This window comes from Escherichia sp. WS3063, assembly GCF_046486595.1.
Lineage (GTDB): Bacteria > Pseudomonadota > Gammaproteobacteria > Enterobacterales > Enterobacteriaceae > Escherichia > Escherichia coli.
Genome location: NZ_JBJQKY010000006.1, coordinates 161487 through 184835, shown reverse-complemented (window position 1 = coordinate 184835; position 23349 = coordinate 161487). Strand labels below are relative to the sequence as shown.

19 protein-coding genes and 7 tRNA genes are annotated in these 23349 nt (G+C 51.1%); 3 read left to right on the top strand and 23 right to left on the bottom strand.

Annotation, left to right across the window (positions count from 1 at the left end; all coding sequences use genetic code 11):
• Positions 1 to 83: 83 nt before the first annotated feature.
• The 6 genes from hscC to gltI form a co-directional block, all read right to left on the bottom strand.
• Positions 84 to 1754, bottom strand: coding sequence for a molecular chaperone HscC (gene hscC, locus ACJHYW_RS08455; RefSeq protein WP_000367864.1), 1671 nt, complete (start codon positions 1752 to 1754; stop codon positions 84 to 86).
• Positions 1755 to 1837: 83 nt separating this feature from the next.
• Complete coding sequence (gene rihA, locus ACJHYW_RS08450) at positions 1838 to 2773, bottom strand: pyrimidine-specific ribonucleoside hydrolase RihA (protein WP_001207493.1); 936 nt, start codon at positions 2771 to 2773, stop codon at positions 1838 to 1840.
• Positions 2774 to 2890: 117 nt separating this feature from the next.
• Positions 2891 to 3616 carry a glutamate/aspartate ABC transporter ATP-binding protein GltL gene (gene gltL, locus ACJHYW_RS08445; protein ID WP_000631389.1) on the bottom strand — a complete coding sequence of 242 codons (726 nt, stop codon included), beginning with the start codon at positions 3614 to 3616 and terminating at the stop codon, positions 2891 to 2893.
• Positions 3616 to 4290: a glutamate/aspartate ABC transporter permease GltK gene (gene gltK / locus ACJHYW_RS08440; RefSeq protein ID WP_000272806.1), complete on the bottom strand. Its 675-nt coding sequence runs from the start codon at positions 4288 to 4290 to the stop codon at positions 3616 to 3618. The genes gltL and gltK overlap by 1 nt, the downstream gene beginning before the upstream one ends.
• The gene (gene gltJ / locus ACJHYW_RS08435; protein WP_000020944.1) at positions 4290 to 5030 is read right to left on the bottom strand and encodes a glutamate/aspartate ABC transporter permease GltJ; all 741 of its coding nucleotides are present in this window, start codon (positions 5028 to 5030) and stop codon (positions 4290 to 4292) included. Before gltJ ends, gltK begins: the two co-directional genes overlap by 1 nt.
• Before the next feature lie 169 nt (positions 5031 to 5199).
• Entirely contained in the window at positions 5200 to 6108 is a 909-nt protein-coding gene (gene gltI, locus ACJHYW_RS08430; RefSeq protein WP_001309342.1) for a glutamate/aspartate ABC transporter substrate-binding protein GltI, read from the bottom strand.
• Between the two features lie 453 nt (positions 6109 to 6561).
• Between gltI and ACJHYW_RS08425 the strand changes: the two genes are divergently transcribed.
• Positions 6562 to 8439: a rhomboid family intramembrane serine protease gene (locus tag ACJHYW_RS08425; protein WP_001276766.1), complete on the top strand. Its 1878-nt coding sequence runs from the start codon at positions 6562 to 6564 to the stop codon at positions 8437 to 8439.
• 132 nt (positions 8440 to 8571) lie between these two features.
• Here the strand turns inward: ACJHYW_RS08425 and lnt are convergent, their stop codons facing one another.
• The 5 genes from lnt to miaB all read right to left on the bottom strand — a co-directional run bounded on the left by lnt (position 8572) and on the right by miaB (position 14187).
• A complete protein-coding gene (gene lnt / locus ACJHYW_RS08420) occupies positions 8572 to 10113 on the bottom strand; it encodes an apolipoprotein N-acyltransferase (protein ID WP_000853012.1) in 1542 nt (513 codons plus the stop codon).
• Positions 10114 to 10137: 24 nt separating this feature from the next.
• Positions 10138 to 11016 carry a CNNM family magnesium/cobalt transport protein CorC gene (corC, locus tag ACJHYW_RS08415; protein WP_001278605.1) on the bottom strand — a complete coding sequence of 293 codons (879 nt, stop codon included), beginning with the start codon at positions 11014 to 11016 and terminating at the stop codon, positions 10138 to 10140.
• An 89-nt stretch (positions 11017 to 11105) separates the two neighbouring features.
• Positions 11106 to 11573: an rRNA maturation RNase YbeY gene (gene ybeY, locus ACJHYW_RS08410; protein WP_000084467.1), complete on the bottom strand. Its 468-nt coding sequence runs from the start codon at positions 11571 to 11573 to the stop codon at positions 11106 to 11108.
• The gene (locus ACJHYW_RS08405) at positions 11570 to 12610 is read right to left on the bottom strand and encodes a PhoH family protein (RefSeq protein WP_001018040.1); all 1041 of its coding nucleotides are present in this window, start codon (positions 12608 to 12610) and stop codon (positions 11570 to 11572) included. The genes ybeY and ACJHYW_RS08405 overlap by 4 nt, the downstream gene beginning before the upstream one ends.
• A 152-nt stretch (positions 12611 to 12762) precedes the next feature.
• On the bottom strand, positions 12763 to 14187 hold the full coding sequence (gene miaB / locus ACJHYW_RS08400) for a tRNA (N6-isopentenyl adenosine(37)-C2)-methylthiotransferase MiaB (RefSeq protein WP_000162740.1): 1425 nt from the start codon (positions 14185 to 14187) through the stop codon (positions 12763 to 12765).
• A gap of 145 nt (positions 14188 to 14332) precedes the next feature.
• Between miaB and ubiF the strand changes: the two genes are divergently transcribed.
• Complete coding sequence (gene ubiF / locus ACJHYW_RS08395) at positions 14333 to 15508, top strand: 3-demethoxyubiquinol 3-hydroxylase (protein WP_000184553.1); 1176 nt, start codon at positions 14333 to 14335, stop codon at positions 15506 to 15508.
• A 153-nt stretch (positions 15509 to 15661) separates the two neighbouring features.
• Here ubiF and ACJHYW_RS08390 read toward each other — a convergent pair.
• The 7 genes from ACJHYW_RS08390 to ACJHYW_RS08360 all read right to left on the bottom strand — a co-directional run bounded on the left by ACJHYW_RS08390 (position 15662) and on the right by ACJHYW_RS08360 (position 16365).
• Positions 15662 to 15736, bottom strand: a tRNA-Gln gene (locus tag ACJHYW_RS08390).
• A gap of 37 nt (positions 15737 to 15773) precedes the next feature.
• Positions 15774 to 15848, bottom strand: a tRNA-Gln gene (locus tag ACJHYW_RS08385).
• A 48-nt stretch (positions 15849 to 15896) separates the two neighbouring features.
• A tRNA-Met gene (locus tag ACJHYW_RS08380) sits at positions 15897 to 15973 on the bottom strand.
• Between the two features lie 15 nt (positions 15974 to 15988).
• A tRNA-Gln gene (locus ACJHYW_RS08375) sits at positions 15989 to 16063 on the bottom strand.
• Between the two features lie 34 nt (positions 16064 to 16097).
• Positions 16098 to 16172, bottom strand: a tRNA-Gln gene (locus ACJHYW_RS08370).
• Between the two features lie 23 nt (positions 16173 to 16195).
• Positions 16196 to 16280 (bottom strand) — tRNA-Leu (locus ACJHYW_RS08365).
• 8 nt (positions 16281 to 16288) lie between these two features.
• Positions 16289 to 16365: transfer RNA gene (locus ACJHYW_RS08360), tRNA-Met, on the bottom strand.
• Positions 16366 to 16697: 332 nt separating this feature from the next.
• Between ACJHYW_RS08360 and ACJHYW_RS08355 the strand changes: the two genes are divergently transcribed.
• Positions 16698 to 17135 (top strand): hypothetical protein, encoded by a 438-nt coding sequence (locus ACJHYW_RS08355; RefSeq protein ID WP_000943488.1) that lies wholly within the window; start codon positions 16698 to 16700, stop codon positions 17133 to 17135.
• 41 nt (positions 17136 to 17176) lie between these two features.
• On the opposite strand, the gene asnB is transcribed toward ACJHYW_RS08355, so the two are convergent.
• From asnB to nagB, 5 genes are all read right to left on the bottom strand, one after another.
• Positions 17177 to 18841 (bottom strand): asparagine synthase B, encoded by a 1665-nt coding sequence (asnB, locus tag ACJHYW_RS08350; RefSeq protein ID WP_000337077.1) that lies wholly within the window; start codon positions 18839 to 18841, stop codon positions 17177 to 17179.
• Between the two features lie 256 nt (positions 18842 to 19097).
• Positions 19098 to 19850 carry a ribonucleotide monophosphatase NagD gene (gene nagD, locus ACJHYW_RS08345; protein WP_000153129.1) on the bottom strand — a complete coding sequence of 251 codons (753 nt, stop codon included), beginning with the start codon at positions 19848 to 19850 and terminating at the stop codon, positions 19098 to 19100.
• A gap of 47 nt (positions 19851 to 19897) precedes the next feature.
• Positions 19898 to 21118, bottom strand: coding sequence for a DNA-binding transcriptional regulator NagC (gene nagC, locus ACJHYW_RS08340; protein ID WP_000187594.1), 1221 nt, complete (start codon positions 21116 to 21118; stop codon positions 19898 to 19900).
• An 8-nt stretch (positions 21119 to 21126) separates the two neighbouring features.
• Positions 21127 to 22275, bottom strand: coding sequence for an N-acetylglucosamine-6-phosphate deacetylase (nagA, locus tag ACJHYW_RS08335; RefSeq protein ID WP_000271154.1), 1149 nt, complete (start codon positions 22273 to 22275; stop codon positions 21127 to 21129).
• 59 nt (positions 22276 to 22334) lie between these two features.
• The gene (nagB, locus tag ACJHYW_RS08330; protein ID WP_001237067.1) at positions 22335 to 23135 is read right to left on the bottom strand and encodes a glucosamine-6-phosphate deaminase; all 801 of its coding nucleotides are present in this window, start codon (positions 23133 to 23135) and stop codon (positions 22335 to 22337) included.
• Positions 23136 to 23349 lie beyond the last annotated feature (214 nt).

Sequence of the window (23349 nt, the reverse complement as noted above, 5' to 3'; positions counted from 1 at the left end):
AACGTCGGATGCGATGCTAACGCATCTTATCCGACCTTCGAGTAGGCCGGATAAGGCGTTTACGCCGCATCCGGCAGCCGTGTTTAAGGGATCTCAATGGCCAAATAATCGCTCGCCCGTCGACGAACTTCATCGACGCGGGCCATATCGTTTGATTGCAGCGCCGCATCAAAATCGGTGATTACCCGGCCAATCTCTTCTCGCTCGTCACCCAGCGCCCGCGCCCATAACTCTTCCAGTTTGGCTTTAAAGGTACGGTTGATGAGCATATCGCGCGGATAAATTTTTAATGCGGATAACCGTGCCCGACTCTCTTCAATTTGCTGGGTACTTAACGTTACCGGGCTGTGGTTAATGACTCTGGACTTAACGCTGCCGTCTTCCAGAAGCACGTCAACTTCAAGCAATCCGTTAATATCATAACTAAAGCGAATATCAATAGACTGATAAGCCCCGGTTTTCTTCAGCGGAACATCAAAGGATTCAACCAGTATATTATTCTTAACTTTGTGATTTTCTCCCTGATAAACATTAATCGTTATTGAATCCTGCTCCGGGTGCATGGTCGAGTAAGTTTCTACTCGCGACACCGGCACAGTGGTATTTCGTTCAATAATCGGTGAGAAAATGCCGGAAACGCCCTGGCGGTTAACTTCAACACCTAAGGAGTAGGGGCAAATATCAGTGAGGATCACTTCTTCAATATCTTCACTGCGTAAGCGGCAGGCGGCCTGGATTGCTGCGCCCAGCGCGACAATGGTGCTCGGATCGTAACTTTGATACGGTAATTTGCCAAACAGACGCACGGCGATTCGCTGCACCAGCGGCATTTGTGATGCGCCGCCAACCAGCACCAGACTGTCGATTTGACTTGGCTTCAGACGTGCATCGCGCAACGCCTGTTCAATCGGCACTCGCAAGCGATTGAGCAGCGGCAACCACAAATCTTCCAGTTCGTTCTCGTAAAATTCGCACTCACGCGTTTCTTCCTGATACTGCCAGCTAATTTGCAGCGGTAATTGATTGCTACATTTTGCCGCTTCCACGCTGGTGTACAGGGCTGCCAGCTCACTTTCGTTGAGCATGTTTTTAGCCACTGCGGCGCGTTTTAAAACTTCATCCACCAGCATATGAGTAAAATCTTCGCCGCCAAGAAAGTTGTCGCCAGCGGAGGCGTGAACTTCAATCACCGGCGTGGCGTATTCGAGCACCGTGACGTCAAACGTGCCGCCACCGAGATCAAAAACCAGCGAGCGGGTATTTTGTTGCGTATGCAGGCCATATGCCATCGCAGCTGCTGTGGGTTCATTAATTAAGCGTACCGCATTTAACCCGGCTAACTCCGCTGCTAAACGGGTATGCTTGCGTTGTTCATCGCTGAAATAAGCCGGAACGGAGATCACCACATCTTTAATCGGACGTTGCAGAAATTCTTCGGCATCTTCTTTTAATGAGCGTAATACCAAAGAGGACAGTTCTGGCGCGTTAAATGTGTCGCTGCCTAACCGCCAGTTGGTATTACTGCCCATTGCACGTTTAAATAACGCTGCCGTTTTATCCGGATGCGAAGTACGCCGTGATACAGCCGGTTTTCCGACTAAAATATGATTATTTTCATCCATGCTAATTATGGATGGTGTTAAATATTCACCGAACTTATTTGGAATTAATTGCGCGGCACCGTCTTTCCAGACGGCAATTAAACTATTGGTAGTACCGAGATCGATACCAATGGCGAGTTCTGCATTATCCATTGCATTTATATCTTGAAAGAAAAAGAGATAAACAGATTAAGACCACCCAGGTAACGCGTGGTGATCTTAATCAATGACGTGTGTTAAGCGTAAAATTTCAGACGATCGGCCAGTAAATCAACAAAGCCCTGACGATCAACATCGACCATTACAGTGGCATTCGGTTTATTGCCAGTCAGATAATAATAATCAACAACCGTCATACCTTGGGTATATTTCCCTTGTGTTTCCACGCCAACCCAGCGCTCAACAGTGGTAAACAACTCCGGTTTTAACAGCCAGGCGATGGTGCATGGGTCATGCAGCGGTGCGCCGACAAAGCCCCATTTTTCGTCTTTATGATATTCGAGGAAGAAATCCAGCAGTTCGGCAACAATGGTTGAAACAGGGTTGCCAATGGCGCGGAAACGCTCGGTGTCCTCAACGTGAATTTGTGCTTTGTGAGTAACATCCAGACCGGCCATCACCACCGGGATCCCTGACTGGAAGACAATTTCTGCCGCTTCCGGGTCAACGTAAATATTAAATTCAGCCGCAGGCGTCCAGTTACCAAGCCCCATTGCGCCGCCCATAATCACGATACGGGCAATTTTGCTATGCAGTTCCGGGTGGCTATTGAGCAGCAAGGCAACGTTAGTTTGCGGTCCGGTAGAAACAATGGTGACAGGTTCCTCACTTTCACACAGCGTTTTCGCCATCAGCTCCACCGCCGTACAGTTTTGCGGTGCGAACGTCGGTTCCGGTAATGCCGGGCCGTCGAGACCGCTTTCGCCGTGCACATTGTCCGCGATAATCAAATCACGCATTAATGGTTTTACCGCACCGCTTGCTACCGGAATATCGGTGCGATTAAGCAAGGTCAGCATACACAGAACATTGCGTAAGGTTTTTTCTGGTGTCTGGTTTCCGGCGGAAGACGTAATTGCTTTGACATCAAGCTCTGGTGAGGCGAGGGCGAGAACGATTGCGATAGCGTCGTCATGACCTGGGTCGCAATCTAACAGAATTGGCAGTGCCATTGTTGCTCCTTGTTGTGTGCTTCTTTGCGACAAGGGTACCGCCAGGATGTAACAGATACGAGGAGCGAAACGATAAAGCGTGAGATGGCGCGCACTTGGGTATGCGCGCCAGAGTGATTAATGCAGGATTTTCGCGAGGAAGTCTTTTGCGCGGTCCGATTTCGGATCATCGAAGAAAGCGTCTTTCGGCGAGTCTTCGACAATTTTACCCTCGTCCATAAAGATCACCCGATTCGCCACTTTACGGGCAAAGCCCATTTCGTGGGTCACCACCATCATCGTCATTCCTTCGTTCGCCAGTTCGACCATCACGTCCAGCACTTCGTTGATCATCTCCGGATCCAGCGCCGACGTTGGTTCGTCGAACAGCATGGCAATAGGATCCATGCACAATGCGCGAGCGATCGCCACTCGCTGCTGCTGGCCGCCGGAAAGCTGCGCCGGAAACTTATTGGCATGTGCGGAAAGCCCGACGCGCTCCAGCAATTTCAATGCTTTTTCACGAGCCGGCGCTTTATTGCGTTTAAGCACTTTCACCTGCGCCAGGGTCAGGTTTTCGATAATCGACAGATGGGGGAACAGCTCGAAATGCTGAAACACCATCCCGACGCGGGAACGCAGCTTTGCCAGATCGGTTTTCTTATCATTAACCACGATGCCATCGACGGTGATTTCACCTTGCTGCACCGGTTCGAGGCCGTTGACGGTTTTAATCAGCGTTGATTTGCCGGAACCAGACGGGCCGCAAACCACCACCACTTCGCCTTTTTTCACTTCGGTTGAGCAGTCGGTCAGCACCTGAAAGTGACCATACCATTTTGAAACATTTTTCAGGGTAATCATTATGCTGTCCTTCTTTTCAAGTAGCTGACCAACAACGATGCGCTAAGGCTAATAACGAAATAAACAAACCCGGCAAACAGGATCATCTCGACCTGCGTACCATCACGCTCACCAATGGTTGAGGCGGTACGGAAGAAATCGGCCAGAGATAACACATACACCAGTGAGGTATCCTGGAACAGTACGATGCCCTGAGTGAGCAGCAGCGGCACCATCGCGCGGAACGCCTGCGGCAGAATAATCAGTTTCATCGACTGCCAGTGAGTCATCCCCAACGCCAGCGCGGCGCTCGACTGACCACGGGAAATACTTTGAATACCGGCACGGATAATCTCTGAATAGTAGGCCGCTTCAAACATCGAAAACGCCACCATCGCCGAAATTAAACGGATATCATTTTTTGGCGATAATCCCAGCACGTTTTGCAGAAAACCCGGCACAATCAGATAAAACCACAGCAAAACCATGACTAAAGGAATCGAGCGGAATAAGTTAACGTAGGCTTTGGCAAACCAGGCAATCGGCGCAAAGCTGGACAAGCGCATTACTGCCAGCATCGTACCCCACAAAATACCAATCACGACTGCCGTGATGGTGATTTTCAGGGTGATCACCAGCCCGTCGAGCAGATATGGCAGGGAAGGAACTATGGAACTCCAGTCAAACTCGTACATTATTTGCCCCCCATGTTGCCGGGCAGGCGAACTTTACGTTCAACCAGCGTCATTACCAGCATGATAACCGCGTTAATCAACACATACGCAAGCGTAATGGCGGTAAACGACTCCCAGGCATGAGCTGAGTAATCGAGCAATTTACCCGCCTGCGCCGCCATATCTACCAGACCGATAGTCGAGGCGATGGCGGAGTTTTTCACCAGGTTCATCATCTCGGAGGTCATCGGCGGGACGATAACGCGATAAGCATTAGGCAGCAGTACATAGCGGTAAGCCTGCGGTAGCGTCAGACCCATTGCCAGCGCGGCATTCTTTTGCCCACGCGGCAACGACTGAATCGCGGCGCGTACCTGTTCGCAAACACGGGCGGCGGTAAACAGCCCCAGGCAGAGCATGGATGAAAGGAAAAACTGAATATTGGGATCCAGCTCGGCCTTAAACCACATGCCGATTTTCTCCGGCAACAGCTCCGGGATCACCAGATACCAGGTAAAGAATTGCACAATCAACGGCACGTTGCGGAACAGTTCGACATACAACGTACCCAGACCGGAGAGAAAACGGTTTGGAACGGTACGTAAAATGCCGAAAAATGAACCGACGAGGAAAGCGATAATCCAGGCGCAGATCGACAAAGCGATCGTCACCTGAAAACCACTCCAGATCCAACCAAGATAGGTGGTGTTGCCGAACGGGGCTTGTTGTAAAAAAATACCCCAGTTCCAGTCTATAGACATAAATCTACTCCAGAAAAAAGAGGGTAGCAGCGTTAACTGCTACCCTCGAAGATTGTTACCCAGCGTATTGCGGTTTTCAGGCCCGATGGGGAACGACCATCAGGCGTATAGTCTGTCCGTGCTACGTAACAATCGAGAGGGCTGGAATTTCCGCCCCTGGTTCTTGTAATTAGTTCAGTGCCTTGTCATTCGGTTCTTTGAACAGTGCTTTCATTTCGTCCGACAGTTCGAAATTCATGTTCAGGTTTTTCGGCGGAATTGGGTTTTTGAACCATTTATCAAACCATTTTTCCGCTTCACCGGAGGTCTGCACCTGAGCGATAGTGTCATCCATCAGCTTTTTGAACTGCGGATCGTCTTTACGCAACATGCAACCGTAGGCTTCCTGAGACTGCGGCTTGCCGACGATTTCCCAGTTGTCTGGTTTCTTCGCTTTCGCACGTTCACCAGCCAGCAGAGCATCATCCATCATAAAGGCAACGGCACGACCGCTTTCCAGGGTCCGGAAAGAGTCACCGTGATCTTTGGCGCTGATGATGCGCATGTTCATTTTTTGCTCTTCATTCAGTTTGTTGAGCAAAACTTCAGAGGTGGTGCCGGAAGTGACTACGACGGCTTTGTCTTTCAGATCGGCAAAATCTTTAATATCGCCGCCTTTTTTTGTCAGCAGGCGCGTACCGACCACGAAAATAGTGTCGGAGAAAGCCGCCTGTTTTTGGCGTTCGACGTTGTTGGTGGTAGAACCACATTCAAAATCGAAAGTGCCGTTTTGCAGCAGCGGAATACGGTTTTGTGAGGTGATCGGAATCAATTTCACCTGCAAGTCCGGTTTGTTGAGTTTCTTTTTCACTGCTTCAACAATGGCGTTGGAGTAATCCTGCGAGTAACCCACCACTTTTTGCTGATTGTCGTAATAAGAGAAAGGTACTGAAGATTCACGGTGACCGACGACAATCACACCGTTTTTGGCGATTTTGTCCAGCGTACTGCCTGCTGCCGGGGCGGCGTCATCTGCCTGTGCCAGTCCTGCGGAAAGCGCCAGGGCCAGGATTGCTGTGGCAGGTTTACGTAATTGCATATCCAACTCCTTTATCTTCTGCGTTAAGAACGCATGGATACCCGTTGTGAGTGTTTGTGTTGTTATCATCTGCAACTTTATTGTGCAGTGTTGTGTTTGTTAGGTAACATTTAGTTTGGCTAAATGTAAAGATATTGATGTTTTATTGTTTGTTTTTGCGAGATGCGCCGCACCATTCCGAAGCAAAATTCTTAAACTGCACCTTTTTGGTGCTACCGCTGATTTGTGGTGGTGCAACCCGGTTGCGTCGCGGTTGATTTCATTGCTTACACAGTAAATAAAGCAACTTACATGCCAAAAAATACTTAGGGGTGCATTAATTACGATTGTAATTTCAGTTTGAAAAAGTCATATTTCGGACAGTGTTAACTTTTCGGTGTGGGACGTTTGCCGGGATGATAACTACACACGGGAAAATGCTTTTTACTAGTCTTTTCAAGGAAGAATCACCTTATGTCTGCATCTTCGGTTAAGCCGTTAAATGTTCAATTACCCGCAATAACCCTGATCCTTTTTGCGCTCTGTGTTGGGATATTTTGTTACCTCGCACAATGGATGAGTTACGAAGAAGTCGATCAATCCGCACTCATCCATCTCGGCGCTAACGTTGCCTCTCTCACGTTGTCGGGTGAACCCTGGCGCTTATTGAGCAGTGTCTTTCTGCACAGTAGTTTTTCCCATTTACTGATGAATATGTTTGCACTCCTGGTAGTGGGGGCAGTGGCGGAACGGATACTGGGGAAATGGCGACTCCTGATTATCTGGTTATTCTCCGGCGTCTTTGGTGGACTCATCAGCGCCTGTTATGCGTTACGCGAAAGTGAGCAGATAGTCATCAGCGTTGGGGCATCCGGGGCAATTATGGGAATAGCTGGCGCTGCGATAGCAACACAGCTTGCTTCAGGTGCGGGTACACACCATAAAAACCAGCGGCGAGTATTTTCTCTGTTGGGTATGGTGGCGCTGACACTGTTGTATGGTGCCCGGCAAGCAGGAATAGATAACGCTTGCCACATTGGCGGCCTGATGGCGGGTGGCGCGTTGGGTTGGCTGAGTGCGCGTTTATCTGGGCAAAACCGGCTCGTTACGGAAGGCGGGATTATTGTTGCGGGCAGTCTTCTTCTTACCGGGGCTATCTGGCTTGTGCAGCAGCAGATTGATGAATCAGTTTTACAGGTCAGGCAAAGCCTGCGTGAAGCGTTTTATCCGCAGGAGATTGAACAAGAGCGACGACAAAAAAAGCAGCAGTTAATGGAGGAGCGCAACGCCCTCACGGAAACATTATCCGCTCCGGTAAGTCGTGAGCAGGCCAGTGGTGATTTACTCGCTGAGATTGCCGATATCCATGATATGGCGATCAGTCGGGATGGTAATACGTTGTATGCCGCAATTGAAAACACCAACAGCATTGTTGTTTTCGACCTCGGACAAAAGAAAATCCTGCATACCTTTACAGCGCCCATAGCGAAAGAAAAGTCACTCAAACATTGTGGTGGCTGTAAAGATCAGGCCGTCAGATCGCTGGCGTTAAGCCCGGATGAAACGTTGCTTTATGCAACTTCATTTGAAGCGAATGCGTTATCGGTCATTAACGTGGCGACGGGGGAGATTATTCAGTCGATTACCACCGGTGCACATCCTGACAGTCTTATCCTCTCACGTGATGGCACAAAAGCCTGGGTGATGAATCGCACCAGTAATAGTGTGTCAGCCATTGATCTGGTGACTTATCAGCATGTGGCGGATATCCCGCTGGAGAAATACGACGGGACGGGGACGAGCTGTAAACCAGGCGCCTGGGTTATGGCACTTTCCCCGGATGAAAAAACATTGTTGATACCCGGTATGGTCAGAGGCGACATTGTACGCATCAATACCATCACGCATCAGAAAGTAGACTTTCCCACAGGTGATGCGCGTGGTGTCGTTTCTGCGATGGGATTCCGACCAAAAAATGGCGAGATTATTTTTGCCGATAGCCAGGGGATTTCACGTATAAGCGTAGGGGATCAACAAGCCAGCATTATGACGCAATGGTGTAGCAGGAGCGTTTATTCCGTTGAGGGTATTAGCCCGGACGGTCAATATTTAGCGTTGGTGTCATATGGCCTGCAAGGTTATGTCATCCTGCTCAATATTAATGCCGGGCAGATTATTGGCGTTTATCCTGCCAGCTACGTTAATCATCTTCGTTTTTCAGCGGATGGTAGAAAGATATTTGTTATGGCGAAGAACGGGTTAATCCAAATGGACAGGACGCGCTCGCTTGATCCGCAGGCAATTATTCGGCATCCCCAATATGGTGATGTGGCTTGTATCCCTGAACCGTAAGAAAAAAGGGGCATGATAATCACGCCCCACAGCTCAATGAGAAAGTACGTTTTGTTGATACCGGATGCGGTGTTAACGGTTTATCTGGCCTGCAAAAATGATGCAATTTTGCAGGCCAGCGCATCATTCACATCAACGTTTACGTCGCTGACGCAGACTCATCAACACAGCGGCAAAACCAAACAGCGCCGTAAGCACCCACAGCGGCCAGTTGCCGGTACGTGCGTACGGTGTGAGTCCGGTAGTCGGCGTCACGTTAGTGGTTAACACCTCGCGGGTGAACTGCGGGATCATCGCCTGAATCTCACCCTGCGGACCAATCACCGCCGTAATACCGTTGTTGGTGCTACGCAGCAATGGGCGCGCCAGCTCCAACGCACGCATTCGCGCCATCTGGAAGTGCTGCCATGGACCAATAGACTTACCAAACCACGCATCGTTGGAGATAGTCAGCAGATAGTCGGTATCCGGGCGGAAGTTATCGCGCACTTGCTCGCCGAGAATGATCTCGTAACAAATAGCCGCAGTAAGCTCAATACCATTTACCGACAGCGGCGGCTGGATATATGGCCCACGGCTGAACGACGACATCGGCAGATCAAAGAACGGTGCTAACGGACGCAGAATCGACTCCAGCGGGACAAACTCGCCAAACGGCACCAGATGGTTTTTGTTATAGCGATCGGCTGATTCGTAGCTGTACGGTGCACCTTTACCCAGTGTGATGATGGTGTTGTAGGTATCGTAGCGGTTCTGCTTATTGAGACGCGCGTCGACAATCCCGGTTACCAGCGAGCTACCTTTATCGCGCAACTCACCGTCCAGTGCTTTGAGGAACGGTTGCTGATTAATTTCCAGATCGGTTATCGCCGACTCCGGCCAGATAATCAACGATGATTTGCCCATCAGCGGTGCCGTTGCGTTGTAGTAAATCTTCAGCGTATTAAGTAGCTGGTCTCCGTCCCATTTCAGCGATTGCGGAATATCGCCCTGAACCATCGAAACCTGAATAGTTTTTTCCGGTTGCGGGGTAAACCACTGGATGTAACGCAGCGGGAAGGGAAGGGCAAACAGCAAGACGGCCACCACCAGCGGACGCCAGTTGCGTTTGACTAACGCCAGTGCCAGCAGGCCGCTAACCATCATTAGCAGGAAGTTAATGGCTTCCACGCCCATTATCGGTGCCAGCCCTTTTAACGGGCCGTCAATCTGGCTATAGCCGAACTGTAACCACGGGAATCCGGTCAGTACCCAACCGCGCAGAAACTCGGTCACTTGCCAGAGAGCAGGAGCGGCAATCGCCACGCGTAGCCAGGTGATTTTCGGCCACAGACGCGACAGCACGCCAGCAAACAGCCCGGTATAAAGCGACAGATACGCCGCCAGCAGCACCACCAGGAAGATGTTAACCGGGCCAGGCATCCCACCAAAGGTCGCAATGCTGACATAGACCCAGTTAATACCGCTGCCAAAGAGGCCAAATCCCCAGCAGAAGCCAATAGCGGCAGACTGGAGTGGACGACGGTTAAAGGTCAACGCCTGAAGCCCCATCAGCGAAATAATCGCCGCAGGCCAGACGTCGTAAGGAGAGAAGGCCAGCGTTCCGCAGGCACCGAATAATAACGCCAGCAGCAGGCGAATGCGCTGGCGTTCAATTAATGAGGCAAAAGCCATGTAGTTATCTATCCAGTTTCGGTTTTATTCATCCAGCTTTGGCTGGGGTGAGTCATCCGGAATTTTGACATGAACCTGAATAATACGCCGACTGTCGGCCATCGCCACTTTGAACTGGTAACCGTCGATGTCGATGGTTTCACCACGCGCCGGAAGATGCCCAAATGCCTGCATCACCAGACCACCAATAGTGTCGACTTCTTCATCGCTAAAGTGGGTGCCGAACGCTTCGTTGAAGTCTTCAATGGAAGCCAGTGCGCGCACGGTCCAGGTATGACGACTCAGCTGACGGAAGTCGATATCATCTTCTTCGTCATATTCGTCTTCAATCTCACCAACAATCAGTTCCAGGATGTCTTCAATGGTCACCAGACCGGAAACCCCACCGAATTCGTCAATGACGATCGCCATGTGGTAACGCTGAGAGCGAAACTCTTTCAGCATCCGGTCTACGCGCTTACTTTCAGGAACGACAACCGCCTGACGTAACACTTTGTCCATGCTGAAGGCTTCAGCATCGCTGCGCATAAACGGCAGCAAGTCTTTCGCCATCAGAATCCCTTCAATGTGATCTTTGTCTTCGCTAATCACCGGGAAACGTGAGTGGGCGGACTCGATGATGACATCAAGGCATTCGTCCAGCGTCTGGTTGCGTTTCAGGGTAATCATCTGGGAGCGGGGGATCATGATGTCGCGGACGCGTTGGTCTGCGATGTCCATCACCCCTTCGAGCATATCGCGCGTATCTTCGTCGATAAGGTCGTTCTGCCCGGAATCACGGATCAGCGCCAGCAGTTCGTCACGGTTTTTCGGTTCACCGTGGAAAAGTTGGCTGAGTAACAGGGAGAAAAATCCCTTCTTGTTGCTTATCGTGTCACTACTGTGTGAATTGTCGTCGCTCATGGCGTCGTATGGGTTCTCATGTTAGTTAATCAAAACGCCGTCGTTAATCACCAACGGCGGGGACGTCTGCCAGTCAAATGCCTGGCAAATTATTCTTTCTCGGCAATGTACGGATCCTCATAGCCCAGAGCAAGCATAATCTCTGTTTCGATGGCTTCCATTTCTTCTGCTTCGTCATCTTCGATGTGATCGTAACCTAACAAATGCAGACTGCCGTGCACCACCATATGCGCCCAGTGCGCCTCCAGTGGTTTGCCTTGCTCCTGAGCTTCCTTCTCAACCACCTGACGGCAGATAACCAGATCGCCCAGTAGCGACATTTCCATGCCAGGCGGCACTTCAAACGGGAAGGAGAGCACGTTGGTCGGCTTATCCTTACCGCGATAGGTCAGATTCAGACTGTGGCTTTCGGCGGTATCGACCACGCGAATAGTCACTTCCGATTCTTCCTGAAACTGCGGGATCACCGCATTCAGCCATGTCTGAAACTGGCTCTCTTCCGGTAACCCGGAATTATCTTCACATGCCAGTTGTAAATCGAGGATCACCTGACTCATTTTTGTTCCTGTTCTTCGCGCTTGCGTTCTGCTGCCAGCGCCGCTTTACGTTTTTGTTCTGCTTCTTCCCAGGCTTCATAAGCGTTAACGATACGCGCCACCACCGGGTGACGAACCACGTCTTCGCTGTGGAAGAAGTTAAAGCTGATCTCTTCGACATCGGCTAACACTTCGATAGCGTGACGTAAGCCTGATTTAGTATTACGCGGCAAGTCGATCTGCGTGACGTCGCCGGTGATAACCGCTTTTGAGTTAAAACCGATACGGGTCAGGAACATCTTCATCTGTTCGATGGTAGTGTTCTGGCTCTCATCGAGAATGATAAACGCGTCGTTCAGCGTACGACCACGCATATAGGCCAGCGGCGCGACTTCAATAACGTTGCGCTCAATCAGTTTCTCGACTTTCTCAAAGCCCAGCATTTCAAACAGCGCGTCGTACAGTGGGCGCAAATACGGGTCTACTTTCTGGCTTAAATCGCCAGGCAGGAAGCCCAGTTTCTCACCGGCTTCTACCGCCGGACGAGTCAGCAGAATACGGCGAATTTCCTGACGCTCCAGGGCATCAACTGCCGCAGCCACTGCCAGGTAGGTTTTACCCGTACCCGCCGGGCCAACGCCGAAGGTGATGTCATGGTCGAGAATATTGGCGATGTACTGCGCCTGGTTTGGCGTACGCGGCTTGATTACGCCGCGTTTGGTTTTGATATTGACCGCTTTGCCGTACTCCGGCACGCTCTCCGCGCTTTGCTCCAGTACCCGCGCTTCTTTAATCGCAAGGTGGATCTGTTCCGGTTCGATATCCTGAATCTGACCACGCATCGGGGCAGTATCGACATACAGGCTACGCAGAATGTCTGCCGCAGCGGTGACGCAAATCGGACGGCCGGTCAGTTTAAAGTGGTTATCGCGGCGATTGATCTCGATGCCGAGACGGCGTTCGAGCTGCTTGATGTTGTCATCAAACGGGCCGCACAGGCTCAACAGACGCGCATTGTCTGCTGGCTCCAGGGTGATTTCGCGAGTGTCTATGTTCAAACCGTTCCTCTTATCTGTATGCCGCCGGAAGCTGAACATTCACCGGCCTATAAGGAAATTATTCACGCCACAGGAAAAAGGCGCAAGCATTGCGATAAAGATGGGGATAAAGAGAGAAAAAACAAGGCCCACCGGAACGGCGGGCCTGAGAATTACGGCTGATAATAACCCACGCCAAGGTCGTTTTCTTTGCGGGTACGGGCAATCACCGATTCCGGCGTTTCTGCCACGCGCAGACCCATTTCATCTTCAGTACGCACCACTTTACCGCGCAGAGAGTTCGGGTAGACGTCGGTAATTTCTACATCGACGAATTTACCGATCATATCTGGCGTGCCTTCAAAGTTGACCACGCGGTTATTTTCAGTGCGACCGGAAAGCTCCATGATGCTCTTACGCGATGTACCTTCTACCAGAATACGCTGGGTGGTGCCGAGCATCCGGCGGCTCCATGCCATCGCTTGCTGATTAATACGTTCTTGCAGAATATACAGACGCTGCTTCTTCTCTTCTTCCGGAACATCATCAACCATATCGGCGGCTGGCGTACCCGGACGTGCAGAGAAGATAAAGCTGTAGCTCATGTCGAAATTGACGTCGGCAATCAGCTTCATCGTTTTCTCGAAGTCTTCGGTGGTTTCGCCAGGGAAGCCAACGATGAAGTCAGAACTGATCTGAATATCCGGACGCGCCGCACGCAGTTTACGGATGATCGCTTTGTACTCCAGCGCTGTATGGGTACGTCCCATCAGGTTCAGAATGCGATCGGAACCGCTCTGTACCGGCAGATGCAGGAAACTCACCAGCTCCGGCGTGTCGCGGTACACTTCGATGATATCGTCGGTGAATTCGATCGGATGGCTGGTGGTAAAGCGAATACGATCGATCCCGTCGATCGCCGCAACCAGACGCAGCAGGTCGGCAAACGATCCGGTGGTGCCGTCGTAGTTCTCACCACGCCAGGCGTTCACGTTCTGACCGAGCAGGTTGACTTCACGCACGCCCTGAGCCGCAAGCTGGGCAATTTCAAACAGAATATCGTCGGACGGACGGCTTACCTCTTCACCACGGGTGTAAGGCACTACGCAGTAGGTGCAATATTTATTGCAGCCTTCCATGATGGAGACAAACGCGGTCGGCCCTTCGGCGCGCGGTTCCGGCAGACGGTCAAACTTCTCGATTTCCGGGAAGCTGATATCTACAACCGGGCTGCGGTCGCCGCGCACGGAGTTGATCATCTCCGGCAGACGGTGCAGCGTTTGCGGCCCAAAAATAATATCGACATAGTGGGCGCGCTGGCGAATGTGCTCGCCTTCTTGCGATGCCACGCAGCCGCCGACGCCGATAATCAGGTCTGGATTCTTCTCTTTTAACAGTTTCCAGCGACCCAACTGATGGAAGACTTTTTCCTGAGCCTTCTCGCGGATTGAGCAGGTGTTCAGCAGCAGCACATCCGCTTCTTCCGCCACATCGGTCAGTTGATAGCCGTGGGTGGCATCCAGCAGATCGGCCATCTTCGATGAATCGTACTCGTTCATCTGACAGCCCCAGGTTTTAATATGGAGTTTTTTGGTCATCGACTTGCTCTTGCGAAATAGTAGCCAGGAATGCAGGGCGCATAGTGTAATGCTTTGCTGCCGTTGTGACCAGTATGAGCGTTATCAGCCCTTGGGGGTAAAAATCCTGTAAACTTAAAGCATATTGCTAACAGGATGATTGACCATGACAAATCAACCAACGGAAATTGCCATTGTCGGCGGAGGAATGGTCGGCGGCGCACTGGCGCTGGGACTGGCTCAGCACGGATTTTCGGTAATGGTTATCGAACATGCCCAACCTGCACCGTTTGTCGCTGACAGCCAGCCGGACGTGCGGATCTCGGCGATTAGTGCGGCTTCGGTATCATTGCTTAAAGGGTTAGGGGTCTGGGATGCAGTACAGGCTATGCGTTGCCATCCTTACCGCAGACTGGAAACGTGGGAGTGGGAAACGGCGCATGTGGTGTTTGACGCCGCTGAACTTAAGCTACCGTTGCTTGGCTACATGGTGGAAAACACTGTCCTGCAACAGGCGCTGTGGCAGGCGCTGGAAGCGCATCCGAAAGTAACGTTACGTGTGCCAGGCTCGCTGATTGCGCTGCATCGCCATAATGATCTTCAGGAGCTGGAACTGAAGGGCGGTGAAACGATCCGCGCGAAGCTGGTGATTGGTGCCGATGGCGCAAATTCGCAGGTGCGGCAGATAGCGGGAATTGGCGTTCATGCCTGGCAGTATGCGCAGTCGTGTATGTTGATTAGCGTACAGTGCGAGAATGATCCCGGCGACAGCACCTGGCAGCAGTTTACTCCGGACGGGCCGCGTGCGTTTTTGCCGCTGTTTGATAACTGGGCGTCGCTGGTGTGGTATGACTCTCCGGCGCGTATTCGCCAGTTGCAGAATATGAATATGGCGCAGCTCCAGGCGGAAATCGCGAAGCATTTCCCGTCGCGTCTGGGTTACGTGACACCGCTTGCCGCTGGTGCGTTTCCGCTGACACGTCGCCATGCGTTGCAGTATGTGCAACCAGGGCTTGCGCTGGTGGGCGATGCCGCGCACACCATTCATCCGTTGGCGGGGCAGGGGGTTAACCTCGGTTATCGCGATGTTGATGCGCTGATTGACGTTCTGGTGAATGCCCGCAGCTACGGTGAAGCGTGGGCCAGTTATCCTGTCCTCAAGCGTTACCAGATGCGGCGTATGGCGGATAACTTCATTATGCAAAGCGGTATGGATCTGTTTTATGCCGGATTCAGTAATAATCTGCCGCCGCTGCGTTTTGTGCGTAATCTTGGTTTGATGGCGGCGGAGCGTGCTGGCGTGTTGAAACGTCAGGCGCTGAAATATGCGTTAGGGTTGTAGCCTTACAACATTGCCGGATGCATGCCAACCGTAGGTCGGATAAGACGCGTCAGCGTCGCATCCGACTTTGAAGGATAAGACGTGTCAACATCGCATTCGACATTGAATATACGCAGAAAAGCAAAAAGCTCGCCGAAGCGAGCTTTTTTAATGTGGCTGGGGTACGAGGATTCGAACCTCGGAATGCCGGAATCAGAATCCGGTGCCTTACCGCTTGGCGATACCCCAACTGGGTGCACTTACAAGGTAAGCGTCTTGAATAAATTGGCTGGGGTACGAGGATTCGAACCTCGGAATGCCGGAATCAGAATCCGGTGCCTTACCGCTTGGCGATACCCCAACAAATTGGTTTGTGAATTTGCCGAACACATTCGACACATTCAGAATTTGGTGGCTACGACGGGATTCGAACCTGTGACCCCATCATTATGAGTGATGTGCTCTAACCAACTGAGCTACGTAGCCAGATTGTTTCTTCGATGGCTGGGGTACCTGGATTCGAACCAGGGAATGCCGGTATCAAAAACCGGTGCCTTACCGCTTGGCGATACCCCAATAACCGGGCGGTGAACCGCTTACTCGAAGAATATGGCTGGGGTACCTGGATTCGAACCAGGGAATGCCGGTATCAAAAACCGGTGCCTTACCGCTTGGCGATACCCCATCCGTACAACGCTTTCTGGTGAATGGTGCGGGAGGCGAGACTTGAACTCGCACACCTTGCGGCGCCAGAACCTAAATCTGGTGCGTCTACCAATTTCGCCACTCCCGCAAAAAAGATGGTGGCTACGACGGGATTCGAACCTGTGACCCCATCATTATGAGTGATGTGCTCTAACCAACTGAGCTACGTAGCCATCTTTTTTTTCGCGATACCTTATCGGCGTTGCGGGGCGCATTATGCGTATAGAGCCTTGCAGCGTCAACCTCTTTTTCAAGGAAAATTGCTCGAAAGTGACTGTTTGGTTAGGTTGCGAACAGCGTGGCGCTATATTCGTCAATTATTGTTTACTTTGTGTTTTTTCCCCACCCTACAGCCATTCTTTTGTCATACAGGATGAAATTCGGAATTCAACAATAGTGGTGGGAAATTAATCTATGAAATACTGGCCCGTTGCAACAGGACAGGGCAGGGATCGCTACGCCTGCATCTCTGCTACCACTTCAGGCGATTTATTGAGGGAATACTATGCTGCGTTTTATGACGGCGCTGATGGGTGCGTTATTACTTATGCAATCTGCGTTTGCCGATACGGTCAAACCGGAAATCGGTAAATATGTTTTTGGCTATCGTGGGCAGGAAGGCGCTGTGGTGTGGATGATGCGGATAGGGCCGAAAGCCTCTAATGAAGCCCTCATTCAGGTATCGCATGTTGATAATGACATCGATGGCCAGATTTTTCGCTGTAAAGTGAAAGCATTACAGGAAGGTGAAAAATCCTATACCGCCGTAATTAAGGGCAAATCTTTTGAGTTATTACGCCTGAAAGAGGGGAATGGCAGCCTGCATATTCCGGATGAGCAGGCGACCTGGTCGGTGGCCTACAGTAATGAGTTGTCAAACAGTGATGTGGCAAACCCGGAACATTTCCTTACTGCATATCAGAATCAACAAGCACCTCAATAACTGAAACAGCCCCGGATTTTACCGGGGCTGTTTCGCATTTCTTACTTATACGCCGACTGGTGAACACCAACCGCACGACCAGATGGATCGTCCATTTTTTTGAACGCTTCATCCCATTCGATCGCTTTAGCGGAAGAACACGCGACGGAAGGACCGCCCGGCACGCACTCAGCGGCGCTCGGAAGCGGGAACAGTTCTTCAAAGATCTCGCGGTACAGATACGCTTCTTTGGACGTCGGCGTGTTGTACGGGAAGCGGAAGCGGGCAGTTTCCAGCTGTTGATCAGAAACCTGCTGCGCCGCCACTTCTTTCAGGGTGTCGATCCAACTGTAACCGACGCCATCGGAGAACTGCTCTTTCTGCCGCCAGGCCACGCTTGCAGGCAGATACGCTTCAAAACATTCACGCAGGATGTGTTTTTCCATTTTGCCGTTACCGCACATTTTATCCTGTGGGTTAATGCGCATCGCTACATCAAGGAATTTTTTGTCGAGGAACGGAACGCGTGCTTCCACGCCCCAGGCTGACATCGCTTTGTTGGCACGCGCGCAGTCATACATATGCAGGGCCAGCAGTTTACGCACCGTCTCTTCATGCAGTTCTTTGGCATTCGGCGCTTTGTGGAAGTATAGATAACCGCCAAACACTTCATCAGATCCTTCACCGGACAGCACCATTTTAATGCCCATCGCCTTGATCTTACGCGACATTAAATACATCGGTGTTGAAGCGCGAATAGTGGTCACATCATAGGTTTCGATGTGGTAAATCACGTCGCGGATGGCGTCCAGACCTTCCTGTACAGTGAAGTGAATTTCATGATGCACAGTGCCCAGATGGTTTGCCACTTCCTGGGCTGCCTTCAGATCCGGTGAACCCGGCAGACCTACAGCAAAGGAGTGCAGCTGCGGCCACCAGGCTTCAGAGCGTTCCTGATCTTCCACGCGACGGGCGGCGTATTTCTTGGTGATAGCGGAAATGATTGAGGAATCCAGGCCACCAGATAGCAGCACACCGTAAGGCACATCAGACATCAGATGGCTTTTAACGGAATCTTCCAGTGCCTGACGCAGCTCGTTTTTGTCGGTCACGTTATCTTTCACCGCATCGTAGTCGAACCAGTCGCGATGATAATAAGAACGGATTTCGCCGTCCTGACTCCACAAATAGCTCCCCGCCGGGAACTCTTTAATCGTGCGGCATACCGGCACCAGGGCTTTCATTTCTGAGGCCACATACAGCTGACCATGTTCGTCATAGCCCATATACAGTGGGATGATCCCCAGATGGTCGCGACCAATCAGGTAGGCATCTTTTTCGCTGTCGTACAGGGCAAAGGCAAACATGCCCTGCAAGTCGTCAAGAAATTCCGGCCCTTTTTCCTGATACAGCGCGAGGATCACTTCGCAGTCAGATCCGGTCTGGAACTGATAACGATCGCCATATTCGGCGCGCAGTGCCTGGTGGTTGTAGATTTCACCGTTTACCGCCAGTACGTGGGTTTTTTGTTGGTTGTAGAGAGGTTGCGCCCCTGCGTTAACGTCAACAATTGACAGACGTTCGTGAGCGAGAATGGCGTTATCGCTGGCATAAATACCGGACCAGTCCGGGCCACGATGACGCATCAGGCGTGACAGCTCGAGGGCTTTCTTCCGCAGCTCAACTGCGTCTGTTTTGATATCGAATACGCCAAAAATTGAACACATAACCTTCTCCGTTAACCTGGTATTTGTTGCTTGTTGTGTTTGCTTGTTTAAAAAAATGCCGCAAAGTAGCACTGTGCGCAAGCGATTTGGCGGTGGAAAAATAAAAAACGTAATGGCGATTGCTGATTTGTGAAAAAGGATAGGGTGTGGTGACGTATTTATTGATGGATCGATAATTTTGGGCGGGTTTTATTGAATAGGATGATTTTAATGATGGCTAAAAATAAGAAACCACGCCCTGAGGCGTGGTTGCTATTCAGATAACGTCGATTTCAGCGACCGACGGGTAAATCCAGCTTGGGCGGAACGGCATACTGTCGATATCGTCGAGCGATGAAACACCAGAAAGCACCAGAATCGTCTCCAGACCCGCCTGGAAGCCCGCCAGAATATCGGTACGCAGGTTATCGCCGACAATCACCGTTTCTTCCGAATGCGCCTGCATTTTGTTTAATGCCGCGCGGATGATCCACGGACTCGGCTTACCAACATAGAACGGTTTACGTCCGGAGATTTTTTCGATGCCTGCACACAACGCGCCACAGGCCGGATAAAAACCGCGCCCGTGGGTGTCCGGGTTGGTGGCGATAAAGCGTGCACCGTTAGCGACGAAATAGGCTGCTTTATGCATCATGTCCCAGTTGTAGGAACGCGTTTCGCCAACAATCACGAAATCAGGGTTCACATCGGTAATAGTGAAACCGGCTTTGTACAGTTCATGAATCAGTGCGCCTTCGCCCACCACATACGCTTTCTTGCCTTCCTGGCGACGCAGGAAATCGGCGGTCGCCATTGCAGAGGTATAAAACACGCTGTCAGGTACATCGACACCGGCAGTGGCAAAGCGGTTCGCCAGATCTTGCCCGGTCTGCGAAGGATAGTTGGTCAGCAACACCAGCGGCAGGCCTTTATCCATAATCCCGTGCAAAAATTCCGCTGCACCCGGTACGGCGACGTTATCGTGCATCAGCACGCCGTCGATATCGCAAATTACATTTTTAATGGTCATGGACTACCCAGAATATTGACAACAATAAGCGCCACTATAAAAGCACATTAATTTTCCAGCAAATGCTGGAGCAAAATACCGTTGAGCATGGCGCGTTTTACCAGCGCAAAAGCGCCGATTGCCGAGCGGTGATCCAGCTCAGAACGTACCACCGGCAGATTAGTGCGAAACGCCTTCAGCGCCTGGGTATTAATGCAGCTTTCAATAGCAGGGAGCAGCACTTTATCGGCTTCGGTGATTTCACCAGCAATAACAATTTTTTGCGGATTAAATAAGTTGATAGCAATGGCGATGGTTTTACCCAGATGACGACCGACATACTCAATCACTTCCGAGGCCAGGCTATCGCCTTTGTTCGCGGCTTTGCAGATAGTTTTGATGGTGCAGTCGTCCAGTGGCACACGGCTCTGGTAGCCCTGCTTTAACAGATTCAACACCCGTTGTTCAATGGCAGCGTTGGCGGCGATAGTTTCCAGGCAGCCAAAGTTGCCACAGTGGCAGCGTTCACCCAGCGGTTCGACCTGAATATGGCCAATTTCACCGACGTTGCCGTTGCGCCCGATAAAAATTCGCCCGTTAGAGATAATCCCGGCCCCGGTTCCACGATGGACACGCACCAGAATGGAGTCTTCGCAATCCTGACTTGCACCGAAGTAGTGCTCTGCCAGCGCCAGACTGCGGATATCGTGGCCGACAAAACAGGTCACTTTAAAACGTTCTTCCAGTGCTTCTACCAGCCCCCAGTTTTCTACCTGAATATGCGGCATGTAATGAATTTTGCCGCTGTCCGGGTCAACAAGTCCTGGCAGGATCACGGAAATGGCGATCAGCTCGCGCAGTTTGCGCTGGTAGCTATCAATAAACTGAGCAATGGCGTTAAGCAGGGCATGTTCCAGCGTCTGCTGGGTACGTTCCGGCAGCGGGTAATGTTCTTCTGCCAGCACTTTGCTACTAAGATCAAACAGAGTGATGGTGGCGTCGTGACGACCAAGCCGTACGCCGATTGCGTGGAAATTGCGGGTTTCGGTGACGATAGAGATAGCGCGGCGGCCCCCGGTGGAGGCCTGCTGATCAACTTCTTTGATCAGCCCGCGTTCGATAAGCTGACGCGTAATTTTGGTTACGCTGGCGGGGGCAAGCTGACTTTGCTCGGCAATCTGAATCCGCGAGATTGGTCCGTACTGGTCAATCAGGCGATAAACCGCCGCGCTGTTAAGCTGTTTTACGAGATCAACATTACCTATCTGAGCTTGTCCGCCTGGTGTCATACTTTCTCTTATTGAGTTACGACCTCGTTACCGTTAACGATGGTCCTGGTGATTTTAAAATCAGGTGTGAATGCAGTCAGGTTGGCTACTTTACCTGCGGCGAGCGTGCCGAGACGTTTCTCAACGCCAATCGCACGTGCCGGATAGAGCGTCGCCATACGCAGCACTTCATCCAGTGCGATACCACAATGTTCGACCAGATTACGCACGCCTTCAATCATGGTTAAGGATGAACCGCTTAACGTACCGTTCTCATCCACACAAAGTCCATTACGGTAGTATATTGTTTTACCCGCAAAAATGAACTGTTCAATGTTGGCACCTGCTGGCGCGGTGGCATCGGTAACCAGACACAATTTGTCGCCTTTCAGACGTTTAGCGTTACGAATGTTGGCGTAATCAACATGCAGGCCATCAGCAATAATACCGCAATAAATGTCAGCTTCGTCGAGGATCGCGCCCGCCAGGCCCGGTTCACGACCGGTAATATACGGCATCGCGTTGTAGAGATGGGTGGCAAAGGTAATCCCCGCGCGGAAACCGGCTTTCGCTTCTTTCAACGTCGCGTTGGAGTGACCAGCAGAAACCACAATCCCGGCATTTGCCAGTTTGCTGATGACTTCCGCTGGAACCATTTCCGGTGCCAGAGTCACTTTGGTAATCACGTCGGCGTTCTCACACAGGAAATCGACCAGCGCGGCATCAGGCTTACGCACAAAATTCGGATTATGGGTGCCTTTTTTTACCAGATTCAGCCACGGACCTTCCAGATGCAGACCTAACGCCTGGTTCGGATGTTTTGCCAGGTACTCGCGCATAACGCGCACGCCCTGTTTCATCAGCTCATCGCTGGTGGTGATAAGCGTCGGCAGATAGTTAGTACAGCCTGATTTCTCATTGGCTTTCTGCATGATTTCCAGCGTTTCCACGCTGACCGCTTCAGCAGTATCGTTAAACTGCACGCCGCCGCAGCCGTTTAACTGCACATCGATAAAACCGGGGGAGAGAATGGCCCCGTTCAGTGAACGTTGTTCGATCTCTGGCGGCAGTTCCGCTACCGGACAGACGCTTTTAATCAGGCCATCAGCGATAACAACCGCGTGGTCATCAAGAAATTCGTGGCCGGTAAAGATCCGGCCCTGGGTTAATGCATACATTCTGACCCCCGATTTTAAAAAATATTGCCCTGAGCAAGGAGCCAGGGCAGGGATAACAATTACAGACCTTTGATATTTTCTGCTTCTAATTCATTGAAATATCTTAAAGTCTTAACTTTCAGCTCCATGGTGGAAGGTTCATCACACACCATGATCGCTTTTGGATGCAGTTGCAGACAGCTGATGGTCCACATGTGGTTCACGCAACCTTCAACGGCGGCCTGCAGTGCCAGTGCTTTCTGACTACCCAGCACCAGAATCATCACTTCTTCGGCATCCAACAATGTACCAACACCGACAGTCAGGGCATATTTTGGCACCTGTTTAACATCGTTATCAAAGAAACGAGAGTTCGCGACGCGAGTGTCATGAGTCAGGGTTTTGATACGAGTACGAGAAGCCAGAGAAGACGCCGGTTCGTTAAATGCAATATGACCGTCGTTACCTACACCGCCCATAAACAGATGAATTTTTCCGTAAGAACGGATTTTTTCTTCATACTGGCGGCACTCGGCGTCGATATCCGGGGCGTTGCCGTTGAGAAGGTTGATGTTTTCTGCTGGAATATCAACGTGATCGAAGAAATTACGGTGCATAAAGCTGTAGTAGCTTTCCGGATGCTCTTTCGGCAGACCGACATATTCGTCCATGTTGAAGGTGACAACGTGCTTAAAGCTGACCTGGCCTGCTTTATGCATTTCGACTAACGCTTTATAGGTGGTCATCGGCGTGCCGCCAGTCGGCAGGCCCAGAACAAACGGACGATCGGCAGTCGGTTTGAACGCATTGATACGATTGACGATATGGCGAGCAGCCCATTTGCCGACCTGTTCAGCGGTAGTCAGGGGGATCAGTCTCATTATTCACCTCAAGTAAGTAAAAAGTAAGCCGTTGGCGGATTAGGCATCTTTAAGCGTAACCTGGATTTGCGCAGACAGGCGTCAATCCGACCTGATTTTTTGAATGATAAAATAAGTTTTCTGGTTTAGCCAGTAAAAGGGAGTGATGATAACGATATTTGGTGACAAAACTCACAAAAGACACGCGTTTAATTTGCGATACGAATTAAATTTT